Below are 20,164 nucleotides of genomic sequence, written 5' to 3' on the forward strand. Positions count from 1 at the left end.
CTCCCGGAAGACCATCCGCCGGGAAATCGATCAGGCCAAGGCGACACCTCGTAAAGCTGGATGTCGCCTTACGGCTCCTGTGAACTGTCCTTCAACAACGGGTCTGGGCACGCAAGTGATGGAAGCGCTGGCCCATGGTCTGGATGGCCGTCTGGAAGTGGTCGGCACGGCGCCCGGCACCCGTGCGATCCTGCACTTTGCGGCCGCATGGCCGCCGCAAGATTAGACCAACAGGTCGGCCAGAACAGCAGATCGCGCCCACGGGAACATTTCGGCGGCTGCCAAGGTTGCTCCCCCTTCAAGGAGACATGCCATGATCAAGAGTATAATCGGCGCCGCGATGGGCGCGCAGGTTGCCAAGAAAATCCCGAATGTCGACAACGGGACCGGAGCGGTGCTGGGTTCGATCGTGCCGATGGTACTGGCACGGCTCAGTTTGCCGACAATGCTGGCCATCGGGGCTGGGGGATATTTGTTCAAGCGCTATCGCGACAAGCAGGCGGCAGAGCGCACCAATCCCGCCCAGCCGGCCGCTGGCGCTACCAAGACCGCGCCCGCTGCCAAGGCGGCAGATCCGGCGCTCTGACCGGACGGGCGATGCGCGCGGCACAATAACAGCCGGACGGGCGGCCATGCGGCCCCCGTCCGCGCAGTGCCGCCGCGCTAATCGCCAACAAAATCGCCCGGACTGCCGAGCTGCGGGGCTGAATGGGTCGCCCAGTCCGTCCCGCCGGGCGGCGGCGCAGGCACACCTGCGGGACCGGGCTGCGCGCTGGGTTCTCCCTGCCGTTCACGGTGCAGATGCACCTTGGCGATCATGTTGGCGCTGATCGGAGCGGTGACGAACAGGAACACCGACACCAGCAATTCGTGCGTGGTCCATTCGCCGCGGACCAGCTGGAACCATGCGACTGACCCCACCAGCATCGCCCCAAGACCCAGGGTGGTCGCCTTGGTCGGGCCGTGCAGCCGCTCCATCAGCGAAGGCAGACGCACCAGACCCCAGCTGCCGATCAGCGCAAACCCCGCGCCAAGCACGATCAGAAAGCTCACCAGCAACTCGGCCAAGGGCACCCCGATGGTCATTCGATAATGTCCCCGCGCAGGCAGAACTTGGCATAGGCGACGGTGCCGACAAAGCCCACCATCGCCAGCAGCAAGGCCGCTTCAAAGGATATACCGCTGCCGCCAGCGATGCCGATGAGCACGATGATCCCGATTGCGTTGATGACCATTGTGTCGAGCGCAAGGATGCGGTCTGCCACCCCCGGTCCCTTGAACAGGCGCCACAGGTTCATCACCAGCGCAAGCCCAAGCATCCCAAAGCCGATAGCAAGCGCATAGGCGATCATCGGAAAATCTCCTTCAGCCGCGCCTCATAGCGTTGCTTGGCCTTGGCAACTTCCGCTGCCGGATCAGGCGCGTGCAAGGCATGGACCAGCAGATAGTTACCACAGGCCGAGACATCGACCGAGACCGTGCCCGGCGTCAGGCTGATCGTGCCGGCAAACACCGTGATTGCCTCGGGCGTGGTCAGTTCGAGCGGGATTGTCAGCCAAGCCGGGCGCAAGTTGCGGTTGGGCTTGAACAGAATGATCGCGGCCACGTGGAAATTGGCGATGACAATGTCCCACGCGACAATCGCGAGGTAGCCGAGCGCGGGCGCAAACCGCACCGCCGGCCGCTCCGGCCACCACGGCGCAGTAAAGATCGGCACGGCAAGGCCAAAGACGATCCCGAGGAACAGCGTGCCAAAGGTGAGGTCGTTGACCATCACCACCCACATCAAAACCAGCAGCAGGCTGAGGCCGGGATGCGGGACGATACGGTTCATCATCGTGCCCCCTGCGTCAGCACAGCGCGCGCGCTTTGGGCCGGATCGAGCACCTGCACAGCGGCTGCATTGGCATAGGCACTGGCCCAGCCCGCCCCGGCTGACAGCGCGGCGAGCAGGGTCAGCGCCATGATCGGCGCGGCCAGATCGGCACGGCTGACAGGCGCGTGCGGTGCCCCGCCGCCGCCGCCGCCGCCAGCCGATTTCCAGAACACCGCGCTTCCCACGCGCGCAAAACCGACCACGCCGAAGAAGGTCGTCCCCAGAATAACGCCCCACGCCCACCCCCAATCGGGCAGCGCGGCAACGGATTTGAGGATCAACAGCTTGCCGATAAAGCCCGACAAGGGCGGCAGGCCCGTCGCCGCGATGGCAGCGGCCATGAACAACAGCGCTACGCCGCTGCGCCCTGCAAAGTCTGGCCCGGGGCTGGCACTGTCGCCAAAGCTCCCCCGCCTGCGGGCCACCACATCGGCCACCAGAAACAACGCGGCCGCCGCGAAGGTGGAATGGGCGAGGTAATAGAGGCCTGCCCCAAGACTATCCGCGCTCCATCCCGCAACCGCGATCAACAGCGTGCCGGTGGAACCGATCACCGCATAGGCCGCCTGTTCTGACAGGCTGCGCGCGGTAAAGACACCTGCAAAGCCGATCACGGCGCTCACCATCGCGGCAGGGAGCAGGTAGGGCGCGGGCACCCACGCTGCCGCGCCCGCGCTGTCGCCAAACACCTGCGGCACCACCCGGATCAGGGAATAGACGCCCACCTTGGTCATGATCGCAAACAGCGCGGCCACCGCGGGGGCCGAAACCGCATAGGTCCGCACCAGCCACAGGTGCAGCGGTGCGACGGCCGCCTTCAGTGCAAATACACTCACCAGCAGCAGCGCGGCAATCCGCAGCAGGCCCTGATCCCCCGGTGCAATCGCGGCCACGCGCAAGCCCATATCCGCCATGTTCAGCGTGCCGGTGAGCGCATAGAGCATTCCCAAGGCAATCAGGAACAGCGACGATCCGACGAGATTGACGACGACATACTGCACGCCCGCCTTCAGCCGCGCCGGGCCTTGGCCGTGCAGCATCAATCCATAGGATGCAATCAGCAGCACCTCGAAGAACACGAACAGGTTGAACAGATCGCCGGTCAGGAACGCGCCGTTCAGACCCATCAGCTGGAACTGGAACAGGGCATGGAAATGCCAACCCTTGCGGTCGGCTCCGGTGACCACGGCGTGGAGCCATGCGATCAATCCGAGGCAGGCGGTCAGCACCAGCATCATCGCCGCAAGCCGGTCTGCCACCAGCACAATGCCAAAGGGCGCAGGCCACTCGCCCACGGCATAGGCGAGGATCGACCCGTCGCTGACCCGCGCCATCAAGGCAAGCGCGCAGACCAGCAAACCAAGACACGACACCAGTGCGGCCGCAACACCCAACCACGGCCGCCGCCGTATCACCAGCAGGATAACCGGCGCGGCCAGCGCGGGAATGATGACCGGCAGGATCGGAAGATGATCGGCCAGCGTCACGCCCGCGTGTCCTCGTGATCGTCGGCGCGGCGATCCGCCAGCCCGTCCTGCGCGTCGCAAGGCACCTTGTCGCCATCGACATGATCGCTGCCGGTCTCAAGGAAGCTGCGCAAGCTCAGGATCACCACAAAGGCCGTCATGCCGAAGGTGATGACAATCGCCGTCAGCACCAGCGCCTGCGGCAGGGGGTCAGTGTAGGCGCTGACCGACTTGTCCCAGATTGGCGGGCGGCCCACCACCAGACGGCCGGATGCGAACAGGAACAGGTTGACGGCATAGGAGATGAGCGTGAGGCCCAGCACCACCTGAAAGGTGCGGGCCCGCAGCGCCAGGAAGATCCCGCCTGCCACCAGCACGCCAATCGCGGTCGCCAGAAGGAACTCGTAGCTCACGCCCCACCCCCCTCGCTGTGCTGCGCAGCATGGGCGCGGGCGGCGCGGGCCGCGATGTGGCTCAATTGTGCAAGCGCCAGCATCACCGCACCGAACACGGTCAGGAACACGCCGGTATCGAACAGCATCGCGCTGGCCAATTCGAACTTGCCGATCAGCGGCAGGGAGAAATAGCCGAAGGTCGAGGTCAGAAAGCTCGACCCGAACAGGAACGCGCCGAGGCCGGTCGCCATCGCCGTCAGCACGCCCCAGGCGATCAGCTGATGCTCGCCAATCCGCTTGCGCCTGTCGGACCAGTCGAACCCGGCGGCAAGGTATTGGACCAGGAATGCAATCGCTGCCACCAGCGCCGCGATGAAGCCGCCCCCCGGCTGATTGTGGCCGCGCAGGAACAGGTAAATCGCAACGGTCAGCGTCAGTGGCAAAACGATGCGGCTGGCGGCCACCAGCATGAGGGGATGACGCTCGGGCGAGTGGGGCATATCTTCGCGCCAAGCCCGCAGCCGCGCGCCCGCGGCGCCGGTGGCAGTGCTATCAAGCAGCGCAAAGATGCCCAGCCCCGCAATGCCGAGCACAATAATCTCGCCCAGCGTATCAAAGGCGCGGAAGTCGACGAGGATGACGTTGACCACATTCGTCCCGCCCCCGCCCGATTTGGCATTGGCGAGGTGATAGGCCGCAATGCTCGGCCCCGGATCGCGGGTCAGCATGGCCCAGGCGATCCCGCCGACCAGCACCCCGCCGGTCACCGCCAGCATCCCGTCCCGCCATTTGCGCGGCGCCGACGACAGCAACGGCGGACTTTTGGGCAGGAGGTTGAGCGCGAGCAGCAACAAGAGGATCGTGACAACCTCGACGGAAATCTGCGTCAGCGCCAGATCGGGAGCGGAAAATTGCACAAAGGTGAGACTGACCACGAGGCCGATGACGCTGATATAGATCAGCACCCGCAGGCGGTTGTGGGAATCGTTCACCACCGCTGCCGTGGCCGCGATCAGCAGCGCCCAGGCGATGAAGGCCAGCGGGGAAGCCGGCAGCAAGCTGCGCGTGCCGGTGAAGCTGCCACCAGCTTGGATGCCATCGATCACCAGCAGCACAATCACAGCAAAGCTCGCCAGCAGCATCCGTTGCAGCGAGGGCGTGTGGACGGCGACAGTCGCCTTGCGCACCCATTTGTCGGCAAAGGCAAAGCTCGCCTCGAACATGCGCTTGGCATCCGGCAGGCTGGCGCGCTCCCATGCTGCGAGCAGGCGCTTGTGCTGCCATAGCAGCAGCGCGCCGCCCGCGACCGCGATCAGGCTGAGGATCAGCGCGAGGTTGAGCCCATGCCACAAGGCAAGGTCGAATGCGGGGGCGGGCGCACCGGTTATGGCCGCGGTCACCGCACCGGTCAGCGGACCGGCCAGCAGCATCGGGATCAGGCCCAGCAGCACCGCCAGCACGGTCAGCAGCGCGGGCGCAGCCCACATGCCAAAGCCCGGATCATGCGCGCGGGCGAAGGGTTCGGCCTCGCGCGGGCGGCCGGAAAACAGGTGCCCGGCGAGCCTGAGCGAATAACCGACCGAGAAAGTGGCGCCCAGTGTCGCCAGCGCAGGCAGCAGCCACGGCAGGCCCAACAAGGCCAGCTTGGGCGTCTCGTAAAGCATCAGCTCCTTGGAGATAAACCCGCCCAGCGGTGGCAGTCCGGCCATCGAAGCGGCCGCCAGGGTGGCGATCAGCGCGGTCATCGGCATGGCCTTGGCCAGCCCGCCAAGGCGCCGGATGTCCCGTGTGCCGGTTTCGTGCTCGACGATCCCCGCGCTCATGAACAAAGCAGCCTTGAAGGCGGCGTGGTTGAGGATATGCAGCGCGGCCGCCAGGGCAGCCGTCTCCAGCGAAAAGCCCAGCAGCATCACCAGCATCCCCAGCTGCGAGATGGTGGAATAGGCAAGGATGCTCTTCAGATCGTGGCGGAACAAGGCAACCAGCGCGCCAAAGATCATCGTGGTGAGCCCCACGCTGGTGACAATTCCGGTGTACAGCTCGGTCCCCGCCAGCACCGGCCACAGCCGCGCAAGCAGGAACACCCCGGCCTTCACCATCGTGGCGGAATGGAGATAGGCGCTCACCGGGGTCGGCGCCGCCATCGCGTGGGGGAGCCAGAAATGAAACGGGAACTGCGCAGACTTCGTAAAGCAGCCCAGCAGGATCAGCCCGAGCAGCACAGGATAAAGCGGCGAGGCGCGCACGATATCGCCGCGCGCAAGGATCGTCGCGATGTCGAAACTGCCGGCAACAAGGCCCAGCAGCACCATCCCCCCGATCAGAGCGAGCCCGCCGCCGCCGGTCACCGCCAGGGCCATCCGCGCCCCCTGCCGGGCTTCAGCTCTATGCTGCCAGAAGCCGATCAGCAGGAACGACGCAAGGCTGGTCATCTCCCAGAAAACCAGCAGCAACAGCACATTGCCCGCGATCACAATGCCCAGCATCGCGCCCTGAAACAGCATCAGGCTGGCGAAGAAGCGCCCCGTCGCCTCATCCGCGTCAAGGTAGAAATGGGCAAAGATCACCACCAGCAGCCCGATCCCGAGGATCAGCCCGGCAAACATCAGCCCGAGCGGATCGATCATCAGCGTGAGATCGAGGCCCAGCGAAGGCACCCATTGCCATGTCGCGAAGGGAATCTCACCGCCGATGACAGGCCCGGCAAGGCTTGCCAGCAGCACCAATCCGCCGGCACTTGCCGCAGCCGCAATGGCAGAGTGCACCGCGCGCGTCGCTTGGTGCAGCAGCGCGGTGGCAAGCGCCGCAACAAAGGGAAGCGCAACCAGCGTCAAAAGCGTCAAGGCAATTGCCATTGGCGGCCCGGGTGGTCCCTTTGCGAGTGGATCGGCGTAGCGAGCGGCGCGCAAGTGGCGCTGCAACACGGCATAGACGAGCGGTCGGCCAGATTACAACCCACCAGGCCCCGGCGGGGCTATCGCCGCTCCGCCCAGCGCCCTAGTCGCCTTCGAATTCCATCAGCGCGTTGACCGCAATCCCTGCCCCCTTCAACCGAGCCGCCCCGCCGAGGTCAGGCAGATCGATGACAAACAGGGCCTGCTCGACAATGGCCCCTGCCGTGCGCAGCAATTCGGCAGACGCCAGCGCTGTGCCCCCGGTGGCGATGAGGTCATCAACCATCACCACCTTCTGGCCGGCTTCGACCGCGTCAGGGTCCATTTCGAGCCGGTCGCTGCCGTATTCGAGCGCGTAGTCGATGCCGATGGTCTTGATCGGAAGCTTGCCGGGCTTGCGCACCGGCACGAACCCGATGCCCAGCTGCACCGCCACCGCCGCGCCGAAGATGAAGCCGCGCGCTTCCATTCCCGCGATCTTGTCTGCGCCAGCCGCCTTGGCCAGCGTCGCAAGGTGATGGACACTCGCCGCCATGCCTCGATGGTGACCGATCAGCGTGGTGATATCGCGGAACTGGATGCCTGCTTTCGGGAAGTCCGGCACAGTGCGCACCAGCGCCTTGAGCTCTGCGAGTGAGAGATGCGGTGCAGTCATATCGGCAAGCCCCTTTTCGCAGCGTTCAAAGCAGAGCGCCCCGCCATCCGCAAGGGATGACGGGGCGCGCGTGCGTTTCTCAAGCGGGGAATTAGCCCTTTTTCGGCTTCAGCCCGGCCCAGATCTGCTTGTAGCTGAGGAACGCCAGCACAGTGGCGAACAGCAGGAAGCCAATCACGAACCAACCCGTCTGCTTGCGCTGCACCAGCGAAGGTTCAGCCGTCCAGGTGAGGAAGGCAGCAACGTCAGTTGCCATCTGCGGGATGGTGGCATTGGTTCCGTCTGCGTAAGTCACCTGACCATCAACCGCGAGCGGCGGGGCCATGGCGATGTTCACGTTCGGGAAGTGCTTGTTGAAATAGAGCCCAACCGGCGTTTCAAACCCAACCTTGGCCGCCTTTTCGGGATCGGGTTCGGTGTAGCCGGTCAGCAGCGAGTACACGTAGTTCGAACCGTCATGACGGGCCTTGGTCATCAACGAGAGATCCGGCGGGATCGCGTTGTTGTTGGCCGCAGCAGCCGCGATGGCGTTGGGGAACGGCATCGGGAAGTAATCCGTCGGCTCACCCGGACGGGTGGTCGTCTCGCCGGTGGCCGGATCAATCCCCGGAACGGTCCAGCTGGCAGCCTCGGCGTCAACTTCAGCTTCGGTGTAGCCAAGTTCCTGAAGGTTGCGGAAGGCGACAAACTTCAGGCTGTGGCAGGCCGAGCAGACTTCCTTGTAGACCTGATAGCCGCGCTGGAGCTGGGCATAGTCCCATTTGCCAAAGGCGCCGTCGAACGAAAAGCCGCCCTCCGGGCCTTCGCCGTGCTCGTAGAAAGCATAGGAAGGCTGCTTTTCCGGCGCGGGGCCGAAAGCGTAGTTGTAGACACCAGGCGCGAGCGACCAGAACAGCAGCACTGCGGTAATGGCGAGGCCGGCGATGATGCCGCCGAGACGAATAGACATGACTGAACTCTTTCTCGTTGTCGGTTCAGATTGCTTGGGCACTGCCCCGGCCGATTACTCGGCCGGTTGCAGCGAACCATCGGGCAGGCTGCCGGCGTCGCCGCCACCCACCACACCTGTTGCACGCGGCGCTTCCGCAGCCTTGCTGTTGCCGAGCACCGCTTCGGTGATCGAGAACGGCAGAGCCTTGGGCACTTCGATCTGGCTGATGATCGGCAGGATCACCAGGAAGTGGAGGAAGTAGTAAGCCGTCGCGATCTGGCTGATCACCACATAGGGCTCTTCCGCCGGGGCACCGCCGCAGATGAACAGCGCAATCATGGTCGGGATCAGGCCGAACCAGAAGAACTTGCGGAACAGCGGGCGGTAGTGGCCCGAACGCACCGGGCTCTTGTCCAGCCAGGGCAGGATGAACCACAGCAGGATCGAGCCGAACATTGCGATCACACCGAGCAGCTTGGCCGGGATCAGCACGATGCCGGTGAACGGAATGCTGAGGTCACCTGTGAAGGCGCGCAGGATCGCGTAGAACGGCCAGAAGTACCATTCGGGCACGATGTGTGCCGGGGTCGAAAGCGGGTTGGCTTCGATGTAGTTGTCCGGGTGACCCAGCGCGTTCGGCAGGAAGAACACCATCGTGGTGAACAGGATGAGGAACACGCCAAGACCGAAACCGTCCTTGGTGGTGTAGTAGGGGTGGAACGGCACGGTGTCCGATTCCTGCTTCACTTCCACGCCGGTCGGGTTCGACGAGCCGGGAATGTGCAGCGCCCAGATGTGCAGGATCACGACGCCCGCAATCACGAAGGGCATCAGGAAGTGCAAGCTGAAGAAGCGGTTCAGTGCGGCGTTGTCCGGCGCGAAGCCGCCCAGCAGCCATACTTGCAGCGGTTCACCCACCAGCGGGATCGCGCTGAACAGGCCGGTAATCACCTGCGCGCCCCAGAAGCTCATCTGGCCCCACGGCAGCACGTAACCCATGAAGGCGGTCGCCATCATGAGCAGGAAGATCACCACACCCAGCAGCCAGATCATCTCGCGCGGGGCCTTGTACGATGAATAGAACAGGCCGCGGAAGATGTGCATGTAGATGACGATGAAGAAGAAGCTCGCCCCGTTGGCATGGGCGTAACGCAGCATCCAGCCGTAATTCACGTTGCGCATGATGTGCTCGACCGTGCCGAACGCAACCGTTGCGTTCGCGGCGTAGTGCATGGCGAGCACAACGCCGGTGACGATCTGGATCATCAGACAGAAGCCGGCGAGAACGCCGAAATTCCACATGTAGTTAAGGTTGCGCGGCACCGGGTAACCGGCACCGACCGCGCTGTATACCAGACGCGGCAACGGCAATTTATCGTCAAGCCACTTGGTTAGAGCGGTTTGCGGTTCATACTGCTTGGCCCAGGCGAAACTCATGGCGTTCTCTCGGCTTGATCAAAGTGAAGGGACGGATGATTATCGTTATCGATCAGATACGCAGGCTTAGCCCACGCGGATGACAGTGTCGGAGGTGAAGCTGTATTCCGGCACCATCAGATTGAGCGGCGCGGGGCCTTTGCGGACGCGGCCCGCCACATCGTAGTGCGAACCGTGGCAGGGGCAGAAATAGCCGCCGAACTCACCCTTGTTTTCACCTTCGGCAGCGCCCAGCGGCACGCAGCCGAGGTGGGTGCAAACGCCCATCGTGACCAGAATGTCTTCGTGACCTTCCTTGGTGCGCGAGGCCAGCGTGGCGGGGTCGCGCATCGCGGCGCCATCATCGGCCTTGGCCCGCGTGATTTCTTCGGCCGTCAGGCGCTTCACGAACAAGGGCTGCTTGCGGAACGTCCACTTGATGCTCTGGCCGGGCTGGATCGCGCCGACATCGACTTCGGTGGTGCTGGCTGCCTTGACGTCGGCCGAAGGGGCCATCTGGCTGACCAACGGGAACAGCACTGATGCCCCACCAACGCCGGCCGTGCTCAATGCGGCGATATGGATCCAGTCGCGGCGACGCACGCCATCGGGGGCGGCGATTTCACTGGTAGCTGCTGTGTCAGTAGCCATTTCGTCTTACCCTGCTCGTTTTGCCGCGGCGGAAATACGGCCCGCGCGGCGTGGTGTTCCAGAGATGGGGCGACCGCCCCAATGCAATTTCCGTCGATTGATCCCTGCTTCAGGCCGGGAGGCGCTTATAAACGCACCTTGCCGGAAGCTTGGCCGGGGCAATTAACGGCAATCCTGCGAGAATCCAACCGTGTTTTAAACAAGCCGCGTTCGCATGCGTGCAAGCCGACCTTAGGGGAGAGCGATCATACTGATCTGCCGACCATAATTGGCTTCACCCGCCTGCGTGGCGCGTCTGTGGGAATGGTAACGCGCGACATGGGAGAAAGTATCCCGGCCTATATCCGCAATTTTGCTAAGGCCCGCCGCGCTCAGTTGCGCCATGATGAAGCCGGGCAAGTCAAACTGCCAGCGCGCCGCCCCCGCCCGTTCGGGTGCGGGAGCGAAGAAACGCTCCGCATCGGCGGGAAAGCGGGCGCGGAACGGCGCGTCGACTTCGTAGCTTGGCTGCGCAATTGTTGGCCCGAGCACCGCGGCAATGTCCCCGCGCCGCGCCCCCAGCGCCTCCATCGCGGCGATGGTGTTTTCGACCACGCCGTCCACCGCGCCGCGCCAGCCGGCGTGGGCTGCGCCGATCACCCCGGCCTGACGGTCAGCGAACAGGATTGGCCCGCAATCGGCCGTGACAATCCCGAGCACGATGCCCGGCGTCGCGGTGACAACGGCGTCTGCGACCGGGCGACCTTCGGCAGCATCGTCCCACGCCTGCGTCACGGTCACGACATCGGGTGAATGCACCTGATGGGGCGCGGCGAGCCTTCCGCCGGGCAGGATAGCCTGCGCCGCCGCCGCCCGCAGAGCGCGCACATCGGCCCCGTCCCCCGGCCCGCCAAAGCCGAACTGGTGCGCGCCGCCGTTGCTGCCGAAAAAGCCGTGCGGCACACCCCCCAGCAACGGGTGGGTTTCGATTGGGAACGTCACCCGATCAGCCTTCCAGCGAGCGGCTGACCTGCTCGAAAGTGTCGCGCGACAGGTTGCCGGCAGCCAGGATCCGCTCCAGCTCTGCCTTCATCAGCGCCGCCCGCCCGGCCTCGATCCGCCGCCAGCGCCCCAGCGCAGGCACGAACCGCGCCGCGGTCTGCGGGTTGATCGGATCAAGCGCGAGGATCACGTCGGCGACCATCCGGTAGCCCTCTCCATCAGACTTGTGGAAACCCTTGGGATTGCCTGCGAAGGCCATGTGCAGCGATCGCACGCGGTTGGGGTTCTTCATCGTGAAGTCCGGATGCTCGGCCAGTGCGCGGACATGCTGGATGACCTGCGGATGGAGCGAAAGCGCTTGGAGCGTGAACCACTTGTCCACCACCAGCGCATTGTCCCTGTAGCGATCGTAAAACGCCGCCAGCTTGTCCTCGCGCGCCGGATGATCGAGCCCGCACAGCACCATCAGCGCGCCCTGCCGGTCGGTCATGTTGTCGGCGGCATCGAATTGCGCGGCGGCCAGCGTCGCGGCGCTCACGGGGTCGGCGGCGGCGATCAGGCCCAGCGCAATGGTCTTGACCTTGCGCGCACCCCGGCCCGCAGGATCATCGAGCGTCACGGCAGAGGCGCGCGAATGGAGCGCCTGCAATTCGTCCGCCAGCGCGCTGCCGATGGCCGCTTTCAGCCCTTCGCGCGCTGCATGGATCGCGCCGGGATCAGCCTTGCGTGTCCCGGTCGCCATCGCCTCGAACAGGTAGGTTTCCGAAGGCAGCACCAGCAATTCGCCGCGCATCGCATCATCAAGCGCGTTGTCCGCAAGGCTGGAACGGAACGCCCCGATGATCGCCGCCTCACCCGCCGCCTGCGTGTCAGGCGAGAGGGTCCCGGCGGCCGTGCCGACGAGATGCCCGACAGCCAGTTCCTGCAAGGCTTCCGAGCGGGCGAAGGGATCATCGTCATGCGCGGCGAGGAACACCAGATCCTCACGCGCCAGATCGCGTTCGATCACGACGGGGGCGGTGAAGCCGCGATTGATGGAGACGACCGGCTCGCCGCCCGCCAGCGGCAGGGTGAAGGTCTGCTCTTCCTCCTCCAGCACCACCAACTGCTCCGCCCCGAGCGCGCCGGAGCGGGAGTGCACTGCGACCCGAAGCGGGATCGGCATCGACAGCTTGTCGGGCTGGCCGGGGGTGACGGGGACGGTCTGCCTGAGGGTAAGTTTGAGCGTATCGCCCTCGACGGCCTGCGACACGGTGACGCGCGGCGTGCCGGCCTGCGAATACCAGCGGCGGAACCGGGCAAGGTCGATCCCCGCCCCGTCCTCGATCGCCTTGACGAAATCCTCGCAGGTCGCAGCCTCGCCGTCATGGCGGTCGAAATAGAGGTCGGTCCCCGCCCGGAACCGCGCCTCGCCGACCATGCTGCACATCATGCGGATCACCTCGGCGCCCTTGTTGTAGACGGTCGCTGTGTAGAAGTTGCTGATCTCGCGGTAGCTGTCGGGCCGAATCGGGTGCGCCAGCGGCCCCGCATCCTCGGGGAACTGCGCCGCACGCAAAATCCGCACATCCTCGATCCGCTTGACCGCCTCGCCGCGCATATCCTGCGAAAACAGCTGGTCGCGCAGCACGGTGAAGCCTTCTTTCAGCGAGAGCTGGAACCAGTCGCGGCAGGTGATGCGGTTGCCCGACCAGTTGTGGAAATATTCATGCGCGATCACGCCTTCGACCGCGTCGAAATCGGCATCGGTCGCGGTGTCGGGATCAGCCAGAACGTACTTCGTGTTGAAGACATTGAGCCCCTTGTTCTCCATCGCGCCCATGTTGAAATCGGAAACGGCGACGATGTTGTAGAGATCAAGATCATATTCGCGCCCGAACACGTCCTCGTCCCACTTCATCGAGCGGTGCAGCGATTCGAGCGCGTGGTCGGTGCGTTCGAGGTCTTCGGCGCGCACCCAGACGTTGCATTCGACTTGGCGGCCCGAGCGGGTCGTGAAGGGCTTGGAATTGGCGACCAGATCACCCGCGACCAGCGCGAAGAGGTAGGACGGCTTGGGCCAGGGATCGTGCCATTCGGCCCAGTGGGTGCCGTCCGCGTTCTCACCCGCGGCCACACGGTTGCCGTTGCACAGCAGGATCGGGAACAGCCCCTTGTCCCCCTCCATCCGCACCGCATAGGTCGAGAGCACATCGGGCCGGTCGGGGAAGAAGGTGATCCGGCGGAAGCCCTCCGATTCGCACTGGGTGCACAGCATCCCGTTCGAGGCATAAAGGCCCATCAGCTGGGTGTTGGCGCTGGGGTTGATCTGCGTCACGACTTCGACCGTGTGCTTCGCGCCCGGCAGGGTCACGATCAGGTCAGGCCCATCCATCCGCCAATCGGCAGGCGCGCCGTCGACGATGACGCTTGTCGCGGTCAGGCTGTCACCATTGAGGCGCAGCTCGCTGGTCGGCTCGGCGGCGGGGTTGCGCTCGATTGCCAGCGTGGCGGTAACGGTGGTGGCCTCAAGCCCGAGCCGGAAATCCAGCGTCGTGGTCGGCACGGCCCAAGGAAACGGCTGGTAATCCTCGCGCCGGATCACGGGCGGCTCGTGCGGGGTGGGTGCGGCATCCGCCAGTTCGGGGTTAGCTTCGGGGCTGATGGGGGTGGTTGCGATATCCATGTGCGCCGATTTAGGTTGATTCGGCCCCGCGTCCAATCTTTAGGTTGCCAGTATGGGCAATCTGCTGATCTTCGGACTGGGCTACACCGCAGGGCGGATCGCCGACACGGTGCGTGCGCGCGGCTGGCGGGTCATGGCCACAGGCAGCGCCGGCGACATCGCCTTTGCCGATCGCGATGCGGTTTTGGCGGCTATAGGCGCGGCGAGCCACATTTTGTCCTCCGTCCCGCCCGACCGGACAAGCGGCGGCGATCCGGTGCTGGATACCTATGGCGATGCACTGGCCGGCAAGCCGCTGTTCTACCTCTCCTCCACGGGCGTTTATGGCGACCGCGCAGGTGCTTGGGTGGACGAGGCGACGCCGACCATCGCGGAAAGCGGAGAAGGCCGCCGCAATGCGCGGGCCGAAGCTGATTTGGCGTGGCTGGGCATGGGCGCGCGGGTGTTCCGCCTGCCGGGGATTTACGGGCCGGGCCGCAGTGCGCTCGACCGCGTACAGGAAGGCAAGGCGCGCCGGATTGACCTGCCCGATCAGGTGTTCAGCCGGGTGCATGTCGATGATATTGTGTCTGGGGTGGTCGCCGCGCTGACGCAGGATGCGCCGCCCGGAGCCTACAACCTCGGCGATGATCTGCCCGCCAGCGGCAACGCAGTGACCGAACATGCCTGCCGGTTGCTCGGCTTGGAGCCGCCGCCGCTGGAAACGCTGGAAGAGGCAAACCTGTCCGACATGGCGCGGGGTTTCTATGCCGAGAACCGCCGCGTCGCCAACGGCAAGGCCAAGCGGGTGCTGGGGTGGTCGCCGCGCTATCCGACCTATGTCGAAGGGTTAGCAGCTTTGTTTTGGCCTCAAGCGCCGGCGGGCGCGTCCGCGCCCTTGGCTACCGCGCCATAAGGCGCGACGGGCAGTCGCCCTTGCGGCCCTGCGGGCCGATCAGCACTCTACCGGCAAGTTATCTCCGCAGCGACCCGCTCTGCTGCACCTGCACCGCCTTCACGCGCCGCGCCCTGAGCGCCAGCCCCATGCCAATCAGCGCCAGTGCCATGCCGCCCGCCGACAGCGCGTCCCACACGAAACCCTCGAACACCGTCGACAGCAGCATCGCCACGCAGACGGTGACGATGCCGTTATAGGCCGTCTTCCCCGCCCCTATCTGGCGCACCAGATTGTAATGCAGCGGAAAGGTGACGACCGATCCGATAATGGCAAGATAGGCCGTCCCCGCCCAGAACTGCCATGCCGTCGGCACGGTCGGCGGGCCGACTGTGACGAAGGCGTAGGCGAAGTCGAAAACCGTTCCATACAGCATTGCCCAGGCCAGCAGGCTGACCATCGGCACACCGCGCCCGGTGGGGTTGGCCTGCACCACATTGGCGAGGCTGGCGGCCAGCATCCCGCCAACGGCCAGCACGATCCCCAAAGCGACATTGCCGCCGAGCGGCGCCGCGTTCCATTCGTGCACCAGCAGCATCGCCACGCCGATGATGGCGACAAGGCTCCCGCCGATGAAGCCGCCCTGCACCTTCTCGCCGATGAATATCTTCGCAAAAATCGCGTTGGGCACCATCAGCAGCGCGAACATCACCGCAACGATGCCCGACGTGATGTGCTGTTCGGAATGATAGACGAACAGGAAATTGCCCGAAAACTGCGCGATCCCGACGCCAAGGGCCAAAAGATGTTCTGCCCGGTTCAGCTTCAGTCGGTTGCCCATCGCCACCGCCAGCGCGAACAGCGCTGGCGTCGCCAGCATGAAACGGAAGAACACGCTCCACGCCGGCGGCACATTGGCGATCTGGCCGGTGATGACGAACCAGGTCGACCCCCAGATCGTGCCGGTCAGCATGAAGGGGATCAGCACCTTGGGGCTGAGCATGGAGGGGGCGGTTTCGGTGGTCACAGCGCGGCGATGGCCTTGCCCAGCGCAGCCGCGTCTTCGGCCCGCGTGTTCCAAGCCGTGACAAAGCGGGCGGATGTTGCGCCCCAATCATAGAAGGCGAAATCCTGCGCGCGCAGTGCGGCACGCTCCGCCTCGGTCAGGTGTACGAACAGCTCGTTCGCCTCGACCGGATAGAGCAGCCGGTCGCCGCAGCCCGCCGCCACTTCGCGCGCGGCGGCATTGGCGTGGGCGGCATTGGCGAGCCACAGCCCGTCATCCAGCATGGCCAGAATTTGCGCGGCAAGATAGCGGCCCTTGCATTGCAGATGGCCAGCGCGCTTGCGGCGGTAACGCACCTGCATCGCGGCCTCGGGATCGAACAGCACCACGGCTTCGGCCCCCATCCCGCCATTCTTGATAAAGCCGAAGGCGAGGCTGTCGACCGGGCCACTCGCGCTGCGCGCCGCGTCCTCGGGCGAACCACCCAGAAACGCCGCCGCATTGGCAAACCGCGCCCCGTCCATGTGCAGGCCGAGCCGCCGTTCTTTGGCGAAGGCTGCCAGCGCCGCGAGTTCTTCCGGAGAATAGGCGCGGCCATATTCGCTCGCCTGTGTGATCGCGATCGCGTGAGGCTGCACCTGATGCACGTCATTGCGGATCGGGTCGATCAGCGCGGCGATACCTTCAGGCGTCAGCTTCGCGCCCTCGCCCTCGGCGTGCATCAGCTTGGCGCCGTGGAGGAAAAAGCCGGGCGCCCCGCCTTCGTCCACCTCGATATGCGCCTCGGTGTGGCACACCACCCCGCCGTGCGGTGCGCACATCGTCGCCAGCGCCAGACAATTGGCCGCAGTGCCCGTGGCCACCCACAGCGCCGCACATTCGCGCCCGAACAAGGCGGTAAAGCGTGCGTCGAGCTCCGCCGAAAGCGCATCCCCGTCGTAAGGATTGTCCGGTTCGTCGGCCTTGCGCATCGCCTCCCACAGGCGGGGGTGGACGGGCGCGGCGTTGTCCGACAGGAAGGGTTTGGACGCAAAGGATTGGGCGGTGGTCATCGACAATCGCCTCTAACCACCAGCGCAGCCATTACAAGCAGGAGTAACGCGAGTGAGCGAGGAACCCACACAGCTGACCATCACCCACCATGTGGCAGGCCAGGGCGGGCGCTATGTCGCGGTGGTCGAAGGTGCGGCGGAAGAAGGCTATCTCGAATGGGAGCCCGGCGGGCAGCGTGATGACGTAGAGGTTCGCATCGCCGCCCACACCATCGTGCCGCGCGCCATTGGTGGACGCGGCGTGGCAGGCGCGCTGGTGGCGCGGCTGGTGGAAGATGCAAGGCGCCAGGGCTTCCTGATCCAGCCGGATTGTTCCTACGTGGCCCGGAAATTTGCCGAGAACCCCGATTGGGCAGGGCTGAAAGCCTGATACAGCAGGCCTGCAAATGGGGGCCGATTACTGGGGCGCCTGATCCAGCCGCGAATAATCGGTTGCAGCAATGGTTTCCAGCACGCTCGCCCGCAAGGCCCGCGCCTCGGCCAGTGGGACGCCGTGCATGGCAAACTGCCCTCCGGCCAGCCCGAACTGGACCGTCGCATAGCCGCGCAGCCGCGCCAGCGGGCCTTGCGCAATCTCGACCGAGTGCAGTTTCATGCGGGACGCAATCGTCTGGGTCGGCGAAAGAAAGCCTTGGCTGGCATAGACCTGCGCTGCATCGATGGCATGGCGGCGGAATTCCCACGCATACAGGTTCGCCCCCACCGCCAGCACTGCCGCGCCAAGGGGGACGAGGAACAGGCCGGTGGGCGCAAACAGGGCTGCAACGACAGTGAGGCCGGCGAAAATCGCTGCGTCACGGATCGCCATGTCGGTGCGGTGCGCCTTGCTGGCGCGGTGCCACTGTGTGCCCGCGTCGGGCAAGCGAAAGCCCGCTGCGCTGACGATCGGCGCAATCTCGTCCATCTGTGCAAAGGGCGCCACGACATGGCTTTCGCCCCCGGAATCCTGCGCCAGGCTGACAAAGCTGAGCCCGTGCCAGCCGAACCGATACCGCACAACGCCGGTGCCGATCACCAGCCCCTGCACGCGGTGCACGGGCATGACCACATCGGTGCGGGTCAGCAATCCGCGCTGCCGCCGGAACCCGCGCGGGCCGCGGGTCAGGGTAAATCCCCAATCGCGCAAGACGGTGCGCACCACCCCGGTTGTCATGCCGATGACAATGAGGCCCAGCAGCCCCGCAACCGCCCCTGCGGCCTGCGCGTAGGGGCCAAGGCTGGCGACCGCGCTCCCCTGCTCTTCCAGCCAACTGCGCCACAGATCGACATTCCACACATCGATATCCGTGACATTGTCGGCATATTGCAACAGGCCGCCCAGTACCGCGAAGACGGCGAGCGAGAATTCGAACAGGCCAAAGGTCACCAACCGCCGGGGCGGAAGGGCAAACAATACCTCGTCCGCGTCAGCATCGGCGCGGATCGGGGCATCCGGGCCTGCACCGCTGGCGCTGGTCACATCGTCATCGCGGCGTTCGCGCACCAGCTGGCGCAGGCGTTCGCCTTGCGCATCGGTGAGGTATTGAAGCGCAAGGTCATCGCCCCCGCCCGCCCCGGTCTCGAACTTGACCGCGACCAAGCCGAACAGGCGTGGCAGCGGCTTGGCTTCGAGGCTGACGTCCTGGATCCGCTCATAAGGCACCGACCGGGCCGAACGGCTGAGGAGACCGCTCTCAACCCGAATATCCGTCTCGCCAATGGTATAGGTCAGCCGCCGCCAGCGCGCGTAGCTCAGCGCCGTGCCGATGACGACCGACGCGGCGCCGACGCCAATGGCGATCAGGAACCGTCCGTCTCCGCCAATGCCCGAAAAGGCGATGGCGATGGCGGGAAAAATCGCGCTGCGGATGCTGCCAAGCGCGCCGAGGATGACGCTGACGGGGGCAGTGCGGTGTGGCCCGTTCACGCCGAACCGCTCACACTGTCTCGCGCCGGATATGGCCCCGGATGGCCTCGCGCATGTCGCGCGCCAGCGGCTCGCCAAGGCCGGGCAGCGACACGCTGGCATTGTGATTGCCCGCAGTGTGGATCGTCAGCGTGGCAATCCCGAAGAACCGTTCAATCGGGTCTTGCTGCACATCGATATGCTGCACCCGCCCGAATGGCACAACCGTATCGACGCGGAACAACAGGCCGCGCACCACCCGCAGCCGGTCGGCACTGATCTGGTAACCGCGCGCATTATACCGCCGGGCGGGCACGCGGATGATCAGCGCCAGCGCAATCACCAGCACGGTCCCGGCGATAAGGCCCTGCGGGATCAGCGCTGCCTTGCGGATCGCGGCTTCTGCCACCAGCGCCCCGATCAGAAACGGGATCGCGGTCAGCGTGGTGCGCACCCGCAGCGCATGGGCATAGTTGGGATGCAGCCTTGTCGGCGCATCATCATCGTCAATCGATGCTGCGGCGGGCGTGACGGCGGGGGCATGGTCCATGGTGCCTTAGTGGCGCAATACAGCCAGTCCGCGCAAGCGCTTTTGCGCACCTGGCCTAGCGCATTTAGGAGGGCGACGAATGCGGCCCTTCCCCCTAGAACCCTGGGCAAAACCAGCCGGGAGAACACCGCATGACCACACTCCATTCCAGCCTTGGCCCCAATCCGCGGCTTGTGCGCATGTTCATGATCGAAAAGGGGCTGGAGGAAGGGCGCGATTTTACCCGCGTCCACTACGACATCATCACCGGCGCGAACCGGCAGGATGCCAGTTACATGGCCAAGAACCCGCAAGGCACCACGCCGACGCTGGAGCTGGACGACGGCACCTGCCTTACGGAAAGCTGGCCGATCTGCGAATATATCGAGGAACTGCACCCCTCGCCGGGCCTGTTCGGCGAGACGGCGGTGGAGCGTGCCCAGGTGCGCAAATGGACGCGGCTGTTCGATCAGGAAGTGGTCGTGCCGATGACGATGGGTTTCCGCGCCACCACCGGCCGCCCGATGTTCGCGCCGCGCATGACGGTCGTCTCGCAAGGGGCAGGCGCGGAACTGTTCGCGCTGGCGGACGAGAAGTGGCGGATGTTCGATGCGTGTTTGGGTAACAGCAACCACATCGCACTTGGCCGTTTCACCTTTGCCGACCTCATGATCTTCGCCTTTGCCAATTTCGGCTTCACTGTGGGCTGGAAGCTGCCGGAGGGGACGGACAACCTCGCACGGTTTGTGGCGGCGCACAGTCAGCGGGCCTGTGCGGCTGTCTGGAAAGAAGCGGAGTAGCGGCCGATCCCAAGGGCCGCTTTCACGGCCGAGCAGAAACCAGCTGCCGGTCGGGAAGCAACCCCATTCCCGCCCTCACCGTCACCCA

Annotated in this window: 21 protein-coding genes; 5 read left to right on the forward strand and 16 right to left on the reverse strand. The window is 65.2% G+C overall.

What is annotated here, in order from left to right; translation table 11 throughout:
• Both C0V72_RS16380 and C0V72_RS07220 read left to right on the forward strand, forming a co-directional pair.
• Positions 1 to 226: hypothetical protein (locus C0V72_RS16380; RefSeq protein WP_442792566.1), on the forward strand; the 226-nt coding region annotated here is incomplete at its 5' end.
• A gap of 87 nt (positions 227 to 313) precedes the next feature.
• Positions 314 to 586: a hypothetical protein gene (locus tag C0V72_RS07220; protein WP_101792816.1), complete on the forward strand. Its 273-nt coding sequence runs from the start codon at positions 314 to 316 to the stop codon at positions 584 to 586.
• Positions 587 to 663: 77 nt separating this feature from the next.
• Here the strand turns inward: C0V72_RS07220 and C0V72_RS07225 are convergent, their stop codons facing one another.
• The 12 genes from C0V72_RS07225 to pepN all read right to left on the reverse strand — a co-directional run bounded on the left by C0V72_RS07225 (position 664) and on the right by pepN (position 13,930).
• Complete coding sequence (locus C0V72_RS07225; RefSeq protein WP_101792819.1) at positions 664 to 1,086, reverse strand: Na+/H+ antiporter subunit G; 423 nt, start codon at positions 1,084 to 1,086, stop codon at positions 664 to 666.
• Positions 1,083 to 1,352, reverse strand: a complete 270-nt coding sequence (locus C0V72_RS07230; protein ID WP_101792821.1) for a K+/H+ antiporter subunit F — start codon at positions 1,350 to 1,352, stop codon at positions 1,083 to 1,085. The genes C0V72_RS07225 and C0V72_RS07230 overlap by 4 nt, the downstream gene beginning before the upstream one ends.
• Complete coding sequence (locus C0V72_RS07235; protein WP_233999831.1) at positions 1,349 to 1,834, reverse strand: Na+/H+ antiporter subunit E; 486 nt, start codon at positions 1,832 to 1,834, stop codon at positions 1,349 to 1,351. The genes C0V72_RS07230 and C0V72_RS07235 overlap by 4 nt, the downstream gene beginning before the upstream one ends.
• Positions 1,834 to 3,363 carry a monovalent cation/H+ antiporter subunit D gene (locus C0V72_RS07240; RefSeq protein ID WP_101792827.1) on the reverse strand — a complete coding sequence of 510 codons (1,530 nt, stop codon included), beginning with the start codon at positions 3,361 to 3,363 and terminating at the stop codon, positions 1,834 to 1,836. Before C0V72_RS07240 ends, C0V72_RS07235 begins: the two co-directional genes overlap by 1 nt.
• Positions 3,360 to 3,755: a Na+/H+ antiporter subunit C gene (locus C0V72_RS07245; protein WP_101792830.1), complete on the reverse strand. Its 396-nt coding sequence runs from the start codon at positions 3,753 to 3,755 to the stop codon at positions 3,360 to 3,362. Before C0V72_RS07245 ends, C0V72_RS07240 begins: the two co-directional genes overlap by 4 nt.
• Positions 3,752 to 6,592, reverse strand: coding sequence for a monovalent cation/H+ antiporter subunit A (locus C0V72_RS07250; protein WP_101792833.1), 2,841 nt, complete (start codon positions 6,590 to 6,592; stop codon positions 3,752 to 3,754). The genes C0V72_RS07245 and C0V72_RS07250 overlap by 4 nt, the downstream gene beginning before the upstream one ends.
• Positions 6,593 to 6,734: 142 nt before the next feature.
• Positions 6,735 to 7,286 (reverse strand): adenine phosphoribosyltransferase, encoded by a 552-nt coding sequence (locus C0V72_RS07255; RefSeq protein WP_101792835.1) that lies wholly within the window; start codon positions 7,284 to 7,286, stop codon positions 6,735 to 6,737.
• A 91-nt stretch (positions 7,287 to 7,377) separates the two neighbouring features.
• Positions 7,378 to 8,235, reverse strand: a complete 858-nt coding sequence (locus C0V72_RS07260) for a cytochrome c1 (protein WP_101792838.1) — start codon at positions 8,233 to 8,235, stop codon at positions 7,378 to 7,380.
• A 54-nt stretch (positions 8,236 to 8,289) separates the two neighbouring features.
• The gene (locus C0V72_RS07265; RefSeq protein WP_101792840.1) at positions 8,290 to 9,654 is read right to left on the reverse strand and encodes a cytochrome b; all 1,365 of its coding nucleotides are present in this window, start codon (positions 9,652 to 9,654) and stop codon (positions 8,290 to 8,292) included.
• Positions 9,655 to 9,720: 66 nt separating this feature from the next.
• Complete coding sequence (gene petA / locus C0V72_RS07270) at positions 9,721 to 10,284, reverse strand: ubiquinol-cytochrome c reductase iron-sulfur subunit (RefSeq protein WP_172438948.1); 564 nt, start codon at positions 10,282 to 10,284, stop codon at positions 9,721 to 9,723.
• 231 nt (positions 10,285 to 10,515) lie between these two features.
• On the reverse strand, positions 10,516 to 11,265 hold the full coding sequence (pgeF, locus tag C0V72_RS07275) for a peptidoglycan editing factor PgeF (RefSeq protein WP_101792844.1): 750 nt from the start codon (positions 11,263 to 11,265) through the stop codon (positions 10,516 to 10,518).
• A gap of 4 nt (positions 11,266 to 11,269) precedes the next feature.
• Entirely contained in the window at positions 11,270 to 13,930 is a 2,661-nt protein-coding gene (gene pepN, locus C0V72_RS07280; protein WP_101792847.1) for an aminopeptidase N, read from the reverse strand.
• Positions 13,931 to 13,982: 52 nt separating this feature from the next.
• Between pepN and C0V72_RS07285 the strand changes: the two genes are divergently transcribed.
• Positions 13,983 to 14,825, forward strand: coding sequence for an NAD(P)-dependent oxidoreductase (locus tag C0V72_RS07285; protein ID WP_101792851.1), 843 nt, complete (start codon positions 13,983 to 13,985; stop codon positions 14,823 to 14,825).
• 58 nt (positions 14,826 to 14,883) lie between these two features.
• Here C0V72_RS07285 and C0V72_RS07290 read toward each other — a convergent pair whose 3' ends face one another.
• The gene (locus C0V72_RS07290) at positions 14,884 to 15,807 is read right to left on the reverse strand and encodes a DMT family transporter (RefSeq protein ID WP_101793075.1); all 924 of its coding nucleotides are present in this window, start codon (positions 15,805 to 15,807) and stop codon (positions 14,884 to 14,886) included.
• Between the two features lie 20 nt (positions 15,808 to 15,827).
• On the reverse strand, positions 15,828 to 16,862 hold the full coding sequence (locus C0V72_RS07295; protein ID WP_101792855.1) for a threonine aldolase family protein: 1,035 nt from the start codon (positions 16,860 to 16,862) through the stop codon (positions 15,828 to 15,830).
• A gap of 52 nt (positions 16,863 to 16,914) precedes the next feature.
• Between C0V72_RS07295 and C0V72_RS07300 the strand changes: the two genes are divergently transcribed.
• On the forward strand, positions 16,915 to 17,232 hold the full coding sequence (locus C0V72_RS07300) for a GNAT family N-acetyltransferase (protein ID WP_101792858.1): 318 nt from the start codon (positions 16,915 to 16,917) through the stop codon (positions 17,230 to 17,232).
• 27 nt (positions 17,233 to 17,259) lie between these two features.
• Here the strand turns inward: C0V72_RS07300 and C0V72_RS07305 are convergent, their stop codons facing one another.
• Both C0V72_RS07305 and C0V72_RS07310 read right to left on the reverse strand, forming a co-directional pair.
• The gene (locus C0V72_RS07305; RefSeq protein WP_233999832.1) at positions 17,260 to 18,768 is read right to left on the reverse strand and encodes a PH domain-containing protein; all 1,509 of its coding nucleotides are present in this window, start codon (positions 18,766 to 18,768) and stop codon (positions 17,260 to 17,262) included.
• 10 nt (positions 18,769 to 18,778) lie between these two features.
• Positions 18,779 to 19,297 carry a PH domain-containing protein gene (locus C0V72_RS07310; protein ID WP_101792864.1) on the reverse strand — a complete coding sequence of 173 codons (519 nt, stop codon included), beginning with the start codon at positions 19,295 to 19,297 and terminating at the stop codon, positions 18,779 to 18,781.
• A 131-nt stretch (positions 19,298 to 19,428) separates the two neighbouring features.
• Between C0V72_RS07310 and C0V72_RS07315 the strand changes: the two genes are divergently transcribed.
• Positions 19,429 to 20,076 (forward strand): glutathione S-transferase family protein, encoded by a 648-nt coding sequence (locus C0V72_RS07315; RefSeq protein WP_101792867.1) that lies wholly within the window; start codon positions 19,429 to 19,431, stop codon positions 20,074 to 20,076.
• Positions 20,077 to 20,164: the final 88 nt, after the last annotated feature.

It is taken from the genome of Porphyrobacter sp. TH134 (assembly GCF_002855495.1).
GTDB lineage: Bacteria > Pseudomonadota > Alphaproteobacteria > Sphingomonadales > Sphingomonadaceae > Erythrobacter.

Excerpts from the sequence above, each read along its gene's own strand:
- C0V72_RS07230 (WP_101792821.1), bottom strand. The coding sequence starts at position 1,352 with ATGATCGCCTATGCGCTTGCTATCGGCTTTGGGATGCTTGGGCTTGCG.
- C0V72_RS07285 (WP_101792851.1), top strand. The coding sequence starts at position 13,983 with ATGGGCAATCTGCTGATCTTCGGACTGGGCTACACCGCAGGGCGGATC.
- C0V72_RS07225 (WP_101792819.1), bottom strand. The coding sequence starts at position 1,086 with ATGACCATCGGGGTGCCCTTGGCCGAGTTGCTGGTGAGCTTTCTGATC.
- C0V72_RS07250 (WP_101792833.1), bottom strand. The coding sequence starts at position 6,592 with ATGGCAATTGCCTTGACGCTTTTGACGCTGGTTGCGCTTCCCTTTGTT.
- C0V72_RS07255 (WP_101792835.1), bottom strand. The coding sequence starts at position 7,286 with ATGACTGCACCGCATCTCTCACTCGCAGAGCTCAAGGCGCTGGTGCGC.
- C0V72_RS07260 (WP_101792838.1), bottom strand. The coding sequence starts at position 8,235 with ATGTCTATTCGTCTCGGCGGCATCATCGCCGGCCTCGCCATTACCGCA.
- petA (WP_172438948.1), bottom strand. The coding sequence starts at position 10,284 with ATGGCTACTGACACAGCAGCTACCAGTGAAATCGCCGCCCCCGATGGC.
- C0V72_RS07310 (WP_101792864.1), bottom strand. The coding sequence starts at position 19,297 with ATGGACCATGCCCCCGCCGTCACGCCCGCCGCAGCATCGATTGACGAT.
- C0V72_RS07290 (WP_101793075.1), bottom strand. The coding sequence starts at position 15,807 with ATGCTCAGCCCCAAGGTGCTGATCCCCTTCATGCTGACCGGCACGATC.
- C0V72_RS07265 (WP_101792840.1), bottom strand. The coding sequence starts at position 9,654 with ATGAGTTTCGCCTGGGCCAAGCAGTATGAACCGCAAACCGCTCTAACC.
- C0V72_RS07235 (WP_233999831.1), bottom strand. The coding sequence starts at position 1,834 with ATGAACCGTATCGTCCCGCATCCCGGCCTCAGCCTGCTGCTGGTTTTG.
- pepN (WP_101792847.1), bottom strand. The coding sequence starts at position 13,930 with ATGGATATCGCAACCACCCCCATCAGCCCCGAAGCTAACCCCGAACTG.
- C0V72_RS07220 (WP_101792816.1), top strand. The coding sequence starts at position 314 with ATGATCAAGAGTATAATCGGCGCCGCGATGGGCGCGCAGGTTGCCAAG.
- C0V72_RS07315 (WP_101792867.1), top strand. The coding sequence starts at position 19,429 with ATGACCACACTCCATTCCAGCCTTGGCCCCAATCCGCGGCTTGTGCGC.
- C0V72_RS07295 (WP_101792855.1), bottom strand. The coding sequence starts at position 16,862 with ATGACCACCGCCCAATCCTTTGCGTCCAAACCCTTCCTGTCGGACAAC.